General features: G+C 39.9%; 10 protein-coding genes and 1 pseudogene. 3 read left to right on the forward strand and 8 right to left on the reverse strand.

Translation table 11 applies throughout. From position 1 onward, the window contains the following. The first annotated feature begins 123 nt into the window (after positions 1-123). Positions 124-897 (forward strand): oxygenase MpaB family protein, encoded by a 774-nt coding sequence (locus WG905_RS06355; RefSeq protein WP_339590869.1) that lies wholly within the window; start codon positions 124-126, stop codon positions 895-897. Positions 898-924: 27 nt separating this feature from the next. Here the strand turns inward: WG905_RS06355 and WG905_RS06360 are convergent, their stop codons facing one another. Then, positions 925-1,662, reverse strand: coding sequence for an endonuclease (locus WG905_RS06360; RefSeq protein ID WP_339590870.1), 738 nt, complete (start codon positions 1,660-1,662; stop codon positions 925-927). Positions 1,663-2,002: 340 nt separating this feature from the next. On the opposite strand from WG905_RS06360, the gene WG905_RS06365 reads away from it, so the two are divergent. Continuing rightward, positions 2,003-2,335 (forward strand): serine hydrolase family protein, encoded by a 333-nt coding sequence (locus WG905_RS06365; RefSeq protein WP_339590871.1) that lies wholly within the window; start codon positions 2,003-2,005, stop codon positions 2,333-2,335. After that, the gene (locus WG905_RS06370) at positions 2,232-2,798 is read left to right on the forward strand and encodes a hypothetical protein (protein WP_339590872.1); all 567 of its coding nucleotides are present in this window, start codon (positions 2,232-2,234) and stop codon (positions 2,796-2,798) included. Before WG905_RS06365 ends, WG905_RS06370 begins: the two co-directional genes overlap by 104 nt. 90 nt (positions 2,799-2,888) lie before the next feature. Here WG905_RS06370 and WG905_RS06375 read toward each other — a convergent pair whose 3' ends face one another. The 7 genes and pseudogenes from WG905_RS06375 to WG905_RS06405 all read right to left on the reverse strand — a co-directional run bounded on the left by WG905_RS06375 (position 2,889) and on the right by WG905_RS06405 (position 12,100). Then, positions 2,889-4,046, reverse strand: a complete 1,158-nt coding sequence (locus WG905_RS06375) for a zinc-dependent alcohol dehydrogenase (protein ID WP_339590873.1) — start codon at positions 4,044-4,046, stop codon at positions 2,889-2,891. 197 nt (positions 4,047-4,243) lie between these two features. After that, positions 4,244-5,623, reverse strand: coding sequence for a putative oxidoreductase C-terminal domain-containing protein (locus WG905_RS06380; protein WP_339591087.1), 1,380 nt, complete (start codon positions 5,621-5,623; stop codon positions 4,244-4,246). Further along, positions 5,624-6,940 (reverse strand): annotated as a pseudogene (locus WG905_RS06385) (sugar MFS transporter); the annotation flags it as partial. A 268-nt stretch (positions 6,941-7,208) separates the two neighbouring features. Further along, positions 7,209-8,561, reverse strand: a complete 1,353-nt coding sequence (locus WG905_RS06390; protein WP_339590874.1) for a Gfo/Idh/MocA family protein — start codon at positions 8,559-8,561, stop codon at positions 7,209-7,211. A gap of 29 nt (positions 8,562-8,590) precedes the next feature. Beyond that, positions 8,591-9,604: a Gfo/Idh/MocA family protein gene (locus tag WG905_RS06395; protein WP_339590875.1), complete on the reverse strand. Its 1,014-nt coding sequence runs from the start codon at positions 9,602-9,604 to the stop codon at positions 8,591-8,593. Between the two features lie 57 nt (positions 9,605-9,661). After that, the gene (locus WG905_RS06400) at positions 9,662-10,873 is read right to left on the reverse strand and encodes a Gfo/Idh/MocA family protein (protein ID WP_339590876.1); all 1,212 of its coding nucleotides are present in this window, start codon (positions 10,871-10,873) and stop codon (positions 9,662-9,664) included. A 162-nt stretch (positions 10,874-11,035) separates the two neighbouring features. Further along, positions 11,036-12,100, reverse strand: a complete 1,065-nt coding sequence (locus WG905_RS06405; RefSeq protein ID WP_339590877.1) for a LacI family DNA-binding transcriptional regulator — start codon at positions 12,098-12,100, stop codon at positions 11,036-11,038. Positions 12,101-12,178 lie beyond the last annotated feature (78 nt).

A 12,178-nucleotide genomic window follows, 5' to 3' on the forward strand; every position in this document is an offset into this window, starting at 1 on the left:
ATAGAAGCTCCCGACATGAAACATCTTGAGCAAATTTTACATAAAAAATTTCATAGTTAACAGAATTTAATATACATTATCTGGTATATACATGGGAGTTAAAGCGTTGAAAATCTGTTAAATATGGCCTCTTTCGTAAATAAAGATTCAATTGTCAGAGAGATCTGGGGGAAGGCTGATACCATCCTGTTTATTTTTGCAGGTGCGGCTGCTGAATTTGCGTTGAATAAAGCGGTAGACTGGCTGTATTTCACCGGCCGTCTCCCTGCAGATCCGCTTGGGAGATTGTTCTCTACCGTGTCTTATGCCCGAAGGATTGTTTTCTCTGAACATGAGGAGGCGCTGAATGCCATTGATAAAATCGCTGCCATACACCAAACAGTGGAAGATAATCGTGGTGCAAAAATACCCGACTGGGCTTACCGAGATGTATTGTTTATGCTCATTGATTACTCCATCCGGTCATTTGAAGTACTGGAGCGGAAACTCCAGGAAGAAGAAAAATCAGAGGTTTTTAATGTCTTTTATCGTGTAGGGCACCGCATGGGCGTTAAAGGCTTACCCCTTACTTATCAAGCCTGGAAACAGATGCGCGACGCGCATTTAATACAGGACCTCATCAAAAGTGAGTTTACGGTTGATTTGTATCGACAATACAAAAAACATCTTGGGGGGCCAAGGTATCTCCTTTTAAAAGAGGTACAAGTGTTGGTGGTGCCAAAACAAGTGAATAAGCTGCTTGCGCTGGGAAATGTTCCACTACTGCTTCCCGTGTTAGGTGCCTATAAATTAACACGGTTTCTTAAAATAGAAGGGATATTTAAAAATGCACTGCTGCCTGCTGCCTATAAATCGCAGATTCAGGAACTGGATGTCGTTAAAGATTACGCGGAGTGAGTGGGCGATTATGATTCAAGAATACTTTCAAGCATAGAGTTCCTGGCACTTTTCACAAAAATAGGCTGTCCTCTTTGTTTTTCCCAAAGTGCGGAGGTGTATAGGCGTATGATCTCTTGGGCAAGCCTTCTGGTAATGTATTTTCATTCCACCTTCAGTCCTGTCGCTCCGCTCCCATTCCAGGTGCTCAAAACCTTTAATAACTGCCACCTCAATCATTTCCTTAAGCTTTGCTTCTGGTATTTTACCGATGATACTCTCAGGATGCACATGAGTTTCAAATAAGATCTCATCTTTTAACTTATTACCGACTCCAGAAAAGATATCCTGATCTAATAACGCATCGCAAGCCATAAGTTTGGGCTTTTGAAACACCTTTTCTAGTGCGCGCTCCGGATTCCAATCCGGGTTCATGATATCCGTCGTCCAATCAATCACCTCATCTAATGTTTCCTCAATGATGGTGCTTTCGCAAGCGTAAAAATTAAGCTCACCACTTTCAAACCGCATTCCCAGCTTTAACTTCCCGTCTTCCTTCTTTTCGTTAATTCTATAATACCCCAATAACATCAGGTGAATTCTTACGGCAAAGTCGGGGAAACAAATAAAAAATTCCTTTCCATGCGTCTTAAAATCAAGTACAGGCTGATCAACCAGACGATTGACATCCATCTTTTTTGATTCGCCCGTTGCTTCAAGAACTTTATTCCCTACAAAAGGCTGAACCTTTTCTTTTAGATAAAACATAAAAGGACCTTCAGGCATAATAATTTAAATTTGGTAAGAAGTTGGACCGGTTGACAAGCATTAATTAAATTTAACAATAAAAATCAAAAAGATTTATCATTTCTATAATCAAAGCATCATCAACTTACCGCTTCATTACCATTAATAAACAAATTATATACCAATGATAATGGAAGGAGATTAGATGAGCCAGGCATCTACAGTAGATCTACGTTTTCACAGTAAAAGGTAGATACAACGTACATCCATGGTAGATCCACCCTAGATACATTATCAGCTGATCATAGCCTAACTAACCCGGTTTGCTGATTCCTATGATGTCGTTCAAAATTCTGCAGGTGCTTACACCCTATTTAAAGTGGTCAATGGTCAATGGATAAAAAATGAGCAACCAGGTATTGCTTACATGCGTTTCCCTGTTTTTTACAGAACTGCAGCCGGAATCATGTCGACGGCTAAAGAAATGGCAAACTGGATCATTGCCCTTCAAAATGGCCAATTGTTACAGCAAAAATCCAGCATAGCCACTTTATGGGATCCCGCTATATTGAATAACGGAAAAATTGGCGGGTTCAATCAACTGACCAATGGTTATGCCCTGGGATGGCCAACCGTTTACCAGGGAAGAGCATCCCGCTGTAGCACCGGTGGGTGGCGGCAGGTCTGCTTTGTTTGTTTACACGAAAGATGATCTTTCCATCATTATACTTACCAATATGATGGGCGGTAGTCCTGAAGGTTTTACGGATGAGGTGGCAGGTTATTATATTCCGGAGATGCATGCGGCTAATGGCTTTGGCTTGGCTCCTGCTGTTAAAAAACTACGCGCTGAATTGTTGAAACAGGGATTTAATAAAGCGGTGACAGCAGCTTCAAATTTAAAGAAAAAAGATCCTGCTTTTAGTTTAAAGGAGGATGACCTTAATGCCTGGGGATATCAACTTTTAAATCAGAAAGAAATTGGTAAAGCATTGTCAATCTTCAAACTAAATGTTTCACTATCTCAAAGCGCAAATACTTATGATAGCCTGGGAGAAATCCAGGAAATGATGGGTGATACTGAATCGGCGCTTGTCAGTTATAAAAAGTCTTTAAGTCTGAATCCTAAAAATAAGAATGCTGAAAATCGAATAAAAGCGCTTTCAGGCCGATAAGATCAGTCAGTTCAACGCTTCAAAATCTGCAAAGCATAGATCCCGGAACAGGTCCGGGATCTATGCCGCTAACCCGCCTTATGGTTACTATTAAGGCTTCAATACCACTTTAACACAATTATCCTGTTTTTCATCGAAGATCTTATAAGCATGCGAAACTTCACTTAACGGTAAGGTATGTGTGATGATATCGTCTAATACCACTTTTTCCTCTTTGACCAATTCAATTAGTTTGTCGATATAATTAAGCACTGGGGCTTGTCCTTGTTTAATCGTCAGTCCCTTATCAAAGATCCTGAACAGCGGGAAATTGTCTGATGGGCTGCCGTATACGCCAAGAATAGATACTGTGCCATTTCGTCGAACGGCCTCAAAACACATTTCCAGCACCTTTGTGCTCCCTTTTTCAAAGTTGATGGTAGATTTGATTCTATCCATCAGGTTACGTTCCGGTTCAAAGCCCACCGCATCAATGCAAACATCAGCACCCCTGCCTTGTGTCATTTCCCGGATGGCCTCCACAACCTTAACTTTATGTGGATTAAGGGTATCTACATTATTTACGGCTTTAGCTTTTTCAAGTCTGTAATTTAATGGATCTATGGCAATGACCCTGCCGGCACCATTTAACCAGGCCGCCTTTTGTGCCATGAGCCCAACCGGCCCTGAACCAAAAATTGCCACGACCTCACCCCCTTTAAGTTGTGCCCAATCAACACCTGACCATCCTGTAGGGAAGATGTCTGTTAAAAACAAAGCCTGTTCATCAGTAATGTTATCCGGGATGATTCTGGGGCTTACATCAGCATAAGGAACCCGGACATACTCTGCCTGCCCTCCAGCATAACCTCCATAGAGATCGGTATACCCGAACAAGGCAGCTCCTTTTTGATCCATCAAATCACCATTAGGGCCATAATGTTTATAATTGGAGTTCTCACAGGCTGGAGAAGCACCATGGCTGCAGAAAAAGCAGTGACCACATGCAATTGGAAAAGGCACTATGACTCGGTCACCCTTTTTAAGGTTCTTAACCTCCTTGCCTACTTCCTCTACAATGCCCATAAATTCATGGCCCATCACCATATCGGTGGTTTGAGGAACGGCCCCGCTAAGAATGTGAAGATCGGATCCGCAGATTGCTGTGGAAGTTACTCTTAAAATAACATCCGTAGCCAATTCAATACGGGGATCTGCTACGGTGGTATAACTGATATCCCCTGGTTTGTGGAATACTGCTGCTTTCATAATTCTCTGTTTTAAAAGTTTTAGTTATAAAGCAACGTATGTGGTAATTAATTGTTTGACTATCTGCTTAACAATTAGACTAATGGCCATCAATCATGGTACCTCTATCATAAAAAAACGCCTTTAAATTTCTTTAAAAGCGTTTAATCCAGGTATCGATACCGATCCCAATATTTATACCCGGGACATTAACCAAACTATTTATTTCCTAATGCTTTTTGTAAAGCTTGTGTGGTTGTATAATATTTAGCAATCATATTTGGTACTTCCCATTCAGGCATATTTCCTTCTTTTAAAAATCTAAGGTATTTTTTAGTGACCTCCGCGAAATGAGCTTCATGTCCTTGCTTTAAACTTTCAGGAATGATAATTTCCCATCCGTTTTTGACTTTTTTATAACTCAACTCCGGATAGTTTACCTGAAAAGCTTTAATCGTGGCTTTTAAACTTTCCTCATCACCATTTTTGGTAAGCGGCTCCACATATAACGTCGGTTTATACCCCTGTTCTTTACCTTGTTTAATAATGATATTGGCCTTGGTCCCTCTCATAATTGAGTAATGGGTATCGCCGGTACCAGTTGGTGCCTGGAAATTCCAGATCACAGATACTTTAGCGTGTACGCCTTTGATAGTGTAGTTCATCTCGCCATTAGAAAATACATTTAATACGGTATCCTTTACATCCTTTTTAAGGAATTCAGGGTAGGTATCGCTTTTAGTGGAAATCTTAAATTGTGATGGCGTTATGGCAGTCGTCCAGCGTTTAGCCGCAATCATTTGAATGTCCTTCTTATAATCCAGGGTAACATCAGGAAAACATTCCCATTGAATCAGGTCTACCAAATGTGTGGTTACATCCACTAGTCCATGACCTTCCTGCTCCACATCATAATACCATGTTGGTCTGATTAACGGAGATCCGGAAACAAATTTAGAAAAATGGTGTACACTTTCTTTTGTCACTGCGGGATTTTCCAGCGTTCCTTTTTCGAGTTCGCCAAACAGTTCTTTCTGTTGCGACAATTCTTTTTGGAGGATGCTGGTGATTTCATAACGCTCGGTCATGATATCATACAATAACACCTTGTTCTTTTTCGCAGCAGTAAAAGCATCAAGCAGTACTTCAAAACCCTGGGCATCGATAGCCATAGGTTTATCAGATAAAACATTCAAACCTGCTTCTACTGATTTTTTAATGTAAGCAGTTTTTTTCTTGTTGTTACCGGCAAGAACCACCACATTTCCAGCCTTTTGTTCCAGCATTTTTTCGAAGTAATCATCTCCTTTATAGACAGATTGCTCCCAATTTGTGGGGTTTTCTGCCTGGGTATTGTATTTATCGATAAGTTTGAGGTAGGCATTCAGTTCTAAACCTTCCGGTGCGTAAACACTGACTACCGGGTTAACGTCATCGTACATCGATTTTTGGACCAATGCTGCATGAAAGTGTCCCGGATCTACCGTGATTAATTTTACAGGGTATTCATTAGCTTCTTTATTACTTTTTGCGGAACATCCTGCTAATAAAAGCACACATACGCCTGCGCCTGCACCTACTACTTTACTTTTATTCATCGCCCAGCTTCTTATTTTATGTCCCGAGAAAGCATAAAACACTAAATATAAATAACATGGAAACAATACCCAGTAAGCTTGTCTTACATCATATACATCAGCAAAGTGGCCATAAAACAAAGGCAAAATCGCATTTCCGCAAAGACCCATGATCATGATTGAAGCTCCGATTTTTGTAAAGCGGCCCAACCCATCTAAAGCCAAGGGCCAGATTCCAGCCCAGACCATTGAATTTGCAAATCCAAGTAATACAATAAACCAAATAGAAACATCAGCAGTAGTACCCAGTATGGTAATTGGGCCTTTAGCGAAAATAATTAACAGGGTGAAAATAACACCCAGCACGGTACATAAACGCAAAGCATTCACCTGGCTGATAAATTTGGGTATACTGATGATCCCTAAAATGTAGCCTATGATGGTTGCCGCTAAAGTATAAGAAGGAAAAACTTTTGCCTCCATTAATTGGATATTCATGGAGCCGGCATAACCGATTATGGTATCAATTGCAATTACTTGTGTGCCTACATGCAGGAAGATGCCTAATGCTCCTAAAATAAGGTGTGGGAATTGAAATATACTGGTTTTATTAGAGTTTGCAACAGCAACAGTACCTGTTTCATGTTCTGTATCGATTTCAGGTAAAGGAGAAAATCTAACAAATAAGCCCAGTCCGAGAAGTATGATACCCACACAAGTGTAAGGTAAGATCACCCTGCGGATCAACTCATCCAGAACCAGGTTTTTTTCCGCCTCACCCATAAATGGAATTTGCTTAAATAATTCGCTGTCCGTACTTCTTAAAATCACAGCTGCAAATAATAAAGGCGCTAAAATACCAGCAGCTTTGTTGCAGATTCCCATGATGCTAATGCGCTGGGCAGCACGTTCTTTCGGCCCCAATACGGTTATATAAGGGTTCGCTGCTGTTTGTAATATGGCTAAACCTGCTCCTAATGTGAATAGCCCCACCAGGAAGATTTCATAGGTACGAAGATAAGCAGCCGGTACGAAAATAAAAGCCCCAATAGCCATTGTCCAGAAACCTACCATCATCCCCTTTTTAAATCCCACCGATTTTAAAAGGTAGGAAGATGGAACAGACATCACAAAATAAGATATGTAAAATGCGAAAGCCACCAGGTAAGATTGGAAATTGGTAAGCTCGCAGGCGATTTTGAAATAGGGAATTAATATCGCGTTCACCCAGCTGACAAAGCCGAATATAAAAAATAACAATCCAATAATGAGGATTGATAAGGTGGTTTCCCGTTTACTTAAGGAACTGACACTTATTGAAGAAACTTTGTTTTTCATTGGAATTTAGTTTGTTTTTCAACGGTAATGAAGCTATTCTAAGCTTATTGATTGCTTTTTTGTAAGCTGCAAGCTTATGATGGTTTCATTAGTATATTTTGGTTATTCAAAGGTGATGAAGCGATGAGCAGCAAGCTATCATCAGCTTATTTCCCGGGAGTTGTTACAGTTTTTAATTGTGGTTCTAACATTCCCAGGCTCGGTAAAATGTTGAAAGAGGCCGTATCATAAATTAAATGTGATTTATGATACGGCCTTAATGATTAGCTTAAACTTTAGGTTCCCATCCTGGCTGATATTCTCTGCTCCAGAATTTTAATGCTTCTTTGTTATTTAAGATGTGACCATTACTCGCATCAATATCAAGGGTGCTGCCGCTTCGTTGAGCGATGTTTCCCAATTGTACCAGCAAAGTGCTTTGATGTCCACTTAAGATATCTGCATTAAGATTCTCACCTTTACGGATGGCGTTGAAGAAGTTTTGAATGTGGTAGCCATCGAGTACTTGTGATGGATTAGTAAGACTGGTTGCATCTACAACAACATCATTTTTTACTGACTTTACCAGTTTGTTGTTCAAATCATGGATAACGTAGGCGTTATTTCCATCTATTTGCAATGTTCCATTTTCACCATAGAATATAACACCTACGGTAGCACCTTCAACTGTACGTCCATTACAGCTTCTGCCTTCCCAGCTGATCGCTCCTTTTTTACCAAATTCCATATTGATGACTTGTGTATCTGGTGTTTCCCAGTCGTCATTGTAACGATATCTACCACCTGCTGATGAAACTTTGGTCGGATAATCAACTTGTAGCCCCCATCTGGCAATATCCACCATATGTGTACCGTTATTTAAAGCTTCACCAGTACCCCAGTTCCAAAACCAATGCCAGTTATAGTGAATAAGGTTGTCCTTGAACGCTTGTCTTGGCGCAGGTCCTTGCCATAAGTCAAAGTTCAGATAATCCGGAACTGCTGCCGTTTTACCGATGCCAATAGAAGGGCGGTTATTTGAATACCAGGTTTTTGCGAAATAAGGGCGGCCGATCACTCCATTATGTAGTTCTTTAATAGCTGCAACTATATTTGGCCATGAACGGCGCTGGTTACCCATTTGGATTACATTTTTATATTTCCCTACAGCTGCCACCAGAATCTCACCTTCATTAGGATTGTGACTGGCAGGTTTCTCTAAATAAACATGTTTTCCTGCTTGTGAAGCCAGAATTGCCGCCGGAGCATGCCAATGATCTGGTGCCGCCACGACCATGGCGTCTACATCTTTATATTCAAGGGCTTTTCTGAAGTCCGGTTGTGCTTTCGGACGCTTTTTTTGCGTTGTAGCAACTTTTGCTATACATTTTTCTGCAGCGCGACTGTCGACATCACATACATAGGTGATTTCACAGTTTGGCTGAAGCGAAAAGTTGGTCGCCAATGCCAGTCCCCTGGCATTTACGCCCATCATCGCTACTTTAATTCTATCATTTGACCCGATAATACTTGCATAACTTTTCGCGCTAAAGCCTGGGAGAATACCTCCAAAAGAGAGCGCAGCGGCACCAGTAACTGCATGTTTTATAAAATTCCTGCGGGTGTTTTCTGTTTCTTTCATAATTTTCAGATTGATCCTGTCTTAATATTTTAACCTTTTTTAATAAATTCTGATAACAGTACAGGCTTACCATCTCTTGCCTTACTTGCATCTGCTGCTTCCATAAAAGCACAAATTTCAAGGGTTTCTTCAGGTCTGACTGGCACTGTTCCAGATTCAAAAAAATTGATGATTTGTATCAATAATGGATTATAACCCTTGAACTTACCCAGGTTAACCGTCGCTTTTTCTCCGAATACGGTAGCTCCATACTCGCTTTTTCCATTACGAGTGCCACGGAAAGTTCCAATACGGTTATCATCCCAAATTCCAACTACCTCATCCACATCAGGTGTGTGTACACGAGTTACACTTTTACAACCTGTTCCCATTAATGTAAATAGAATTTCAACACCATGGATACCGTACCAGAAAAAATCAGGATGGGTCTTTTCAAAAGCAGCAGGGCTATATGTATGAGCACCTAATACTTTGCCGATCTTTCCTTGGTTAATATCATCTATGCCATCTATATATCGCAGGGACGATGAAGAGAATACGGGTGTATTGTATTTTTTAGAGGCATCGAAAATAGCTTTTGCATCAGCAACAGATGCCGCTATTGGCTTGTCTATAAACATTCTTTTGCCTGCTTTTAAAACAGGTAATGCTTGTTCAAGGTGAAGGCGGCCATCATTCGTTTCCAGCAACACAAAATCAACCTTTTTTAATAAATCATTGATTGAGCTCACGATCTCTACGCCCATTTTTTTCACTTCTTCAATGTAACCCGGAATTCTATCTACGCTTGATTTAATGTCATTGCTTCCTTTAGGGTAGGCGGCCACCACTTTATATCCTTTATACTCCGGCAGCGCATCTGTGGCATTCAATGTTTTTGTAAAAGCAACTGCATGTGATGTATCTAGTCCTATAATTCCTACTCTTTTGCCTTTCATTTTACTTTGTGCAAAAAGTGGATTTAAACTTCCTGAAAACGTCAATCCGGCTCCGGTTATTGCAGCAAGTTTTATAAAACGACGTCGGTTATAATTATCCTTCATATTGGTCTATTTAGTTATAAATGGTTTAGGTTAATATATACTATTTCTAAGAAGATCTTAAATTGAATATTCGGGCTTCCAAAATTGAACATTTCCCGTGTCAATAGTTTGATTTCCCATGTGAACGGCAATTGCCGCGTCTCGTCCTGTTTCTACATTCGAAAATGGTTTTTTATTATTTCTGATGCAATCAGCGAAATCCAGCAAGGCGTAAGCCGTTGGGTCCAGGTTCATTCCATCCTGGGAAATGTATTCAACGGGAATACCTTGTCCTTTTTTGATAGATTCAATCGTGGCTCCGGTAACACCATCAACTGTTCCGTAGTTTTTCTTGGTTTGCTCAGGATAAATGAATGCTTTTTCCCGTTCAATCACTATGGATGCCTTAGTACCTAAAATGCGCATCGCATAACCGTTATGCTCGTTGGAGAGTATAGAGGTAACATTCGATTTAATGCCCTTCTGGTATTCATAGATGGTGTGAATATGATCATTGGTTTCACGCCCGTCCTTCCAATAGTTTATCCCGCCTAAGCCGGTAACCTTAATCGGATGATCATCAAGCATCCAATTCACCACATCAATTTGATGAGCACATAGTTCGGCCAGTAAGCCCCCCGAATATTCTTTGTACATCCTCCAGTTAACCTGGCGTTCAAGTTGCGCATCAGGGACAGGCCGACGCCAATCTGAATTTCTGTTATATTGAGACTCAATTGCTGTAATTGTTCCTAACCAGTTATTGGAGATCATCTCCTTGATTTTGTGGTACATGGCATAATAACGGTATTGATGCCCAACCTGTAATACCAGTTTGCTGGTCTTCATCCGGTTTACCAGCGCCACCGCCTGGGGAATGTCATAAGTCATAGTTTTCTCTACATACACATGCTTTCCTGCACTTAAGGCGTCCATTACCATCTGATAATGTAAATAAAGTGGTGTGGCAATAATCACTGCATCAATATCTTTATTTTTAAGCAGGCTATGGTAGTCTTTATAGGCTTTTGCCTTAGGCGCAGCCACAGCTATGCCGTTTTGCAGATTCTTATCTACAATGTCGCAACAGGCAATTAACTCTGTACCAGCCGTATTTTTTAACAAATTAGCCAGTCCTAAACCTCGCTGTCCGACACCAATTAATGCCACCCTTACCCTGTTCTGTTTTGAAATACGACTTGCAAAAGCGGGCATATCCACCATGGCTAAACTTGATAAAGCTATAGTTCCGCTGGTGATAAATTTCCTTCTCGAGATGAATCCGTTCATATTGATTAGTTACGTGTACGTTACCGAAGATAAAAAATAAAAATACTTTTTACCAATTTTATCAACTTACTTTTGAAATATTAATGATACAATATATGTTTTATTTAAAAAACCTATAAAATATACCTTAGTGCAAATTTTCTAGTGTTTTTATATGAAACACTAGTTCTTATAAAATTCAGAATTTTCACGGGTAATAATGTCAATCGGCATAAATTGTGTTTTTTCCACATTCATTGATAACACTAATTTACGATGTAAACTCATTAGTCCTTTGTATGCTTGTTCTTGTGGTTTTTGGCAGATCAAGAAATCTATGATGTCCTTTTTTAAATACTCAATATTTTTCTCTAAAAAGTCGTAACCCACCAGTAATATTTTAGTATTGTCGGTTTCTTCCAGATAACGAGCCACAGCCATCACCCTTGAATTGGTAACAAATACAGCATCAATATTCGGGTGATCTTTGAAAGCTGTCAGTAGATTCTTTTTTATGGAGAGGTAATCAGTTTGTCTGATATCAATTTTGACAATATCAATACCTGAATCGTTGTCTTTAAAGTAAGCCCGGAAGCCCTCTTCTTTCCTTAATAAATGGTGATGATTGTCTATCTCTTTTGAAATATTGACAAGAAGGATTTTTGCGTCTTTTTTAAGGACATAATTCATTAAATGTGCACCCGTATATCCGCTATGAAATAAATTCGGCCCAATATAACATAAGCTTTTCCGGTTTGGAACATCAGAGTTTATAAATACATAAGGTATGTTACGCTCTTCGCAGATTGTCGTAAAGTTTGTAGCCTCTTCGATAAACATAGGGGCCAACAAAACGCCGTCGACTTCCTTTTTAAGGATGGCTTTCGCCTGACTGACAAAGGTTGCTTTATCGTTTTGATCAAAGAAATACTTTTCGACACTAATTCCATAACGTTTGATCTCCGCTTCTGCTTCTAAGATACCATTTAAGGGTGCAACCCAATAAGTTGTTTCCTCAGATACTTCTGGTATCAATATAGCGAAGTGAAAAACTTTTCGCGTAGCCAGGCTTCTTGCCAATAAGTTTGGCTGGTAATCAAGTTCTTTTATAATCGCCAGTATCTTATCTTTCGTTTTTACAGACACTCCCGTGCGGTTATGAATAACCCGGTCTACTGTTGCAATAGATACATTTGCTCTTTTTGCAATCTCTTTCACACCAACCAGTTCCTTATCTATAGGTTTCATTCGTTTATCTTTTTCTTTAATAATGAAATGATCATTAGCTGTTATGCTTCGCTATTTAAGCCGCAGGCTGAATGCTTC

Origin of the sequence: Pedobacter immunditicola (assembly GCF_037482985.1) — a bacterium.
GTDB lineage: Bacteria > Bacteroidota > Bacteroidia > Sphingobacteriales > Sphingobacteriaceae > Pedobacter > Pedobacter immunditicola.

Bases quoted from the DNA above. Each gene is read 5' to 3' on its own strand.
- WG905_RS06370 (WP_339590872.1), top strand. From the start codon at position 2,232: ATGGTTATGCCCTGGGATGGCCAACCGTTTACCAGGGAAGAGCATCCC.
- WG905_RS06380 (WP_339591087.1), bottom strand. From the start codon at position 5,623: ATGAATAAAAGTAAAGTAGTAGGTGCAGGCGCAGGCGTATGTGTGCTT.
- WG905_RS06390 (WP_339590874.1), bottom strand. From the start codon at position 8,561: ATGAAAGAAACAGAAAACACCCGCAGGAATTTTATAAAACATGCAGTT.
- WG905_RS06360 (WP_339590870.1), bottom strand. From the start codon at position 1,662: ATGCCTGAAGGTCCTTTTATGTTTTATCTAAAAGAAAAGGTTCAGCCT.
- WG905_RS06355 (WP_339590869.1), top strand. From the start codon at position 124: ATGGCCTCTTTCGTAAATAAAGATTCAATTGTCAGAGAGATCTGGGGG.
- WG905_RS06400 (WP_339590876.1), bottom strand. From the start codon at position 10,873: ATGAACGGATTCATCTCGAGAAGGAAATTTATCACCAGCGGAACTATA.
- WG905_RS06405 (WP_339590877.1), bottom strand. From the start codon at position 12,100: ATGAAACCTATAGATAAGGAACTGGTTGGTGTGAAAGAGATTGCAAAA.
- WG905_RS06375 (WP_339590873.1), bottom strand. From the start codon at position 4,046: ATGAAAGCAGCAGTATTCCACAAACCAGGGGATATCAGTTATACCACC.
- WG905_RS06395 (WP_339590875.1), bottom strand. From the start codon at position 9,604: ATGAAGGATAATTATAACCGACGTCGTTTTATAAAACTTGCTGCAATA.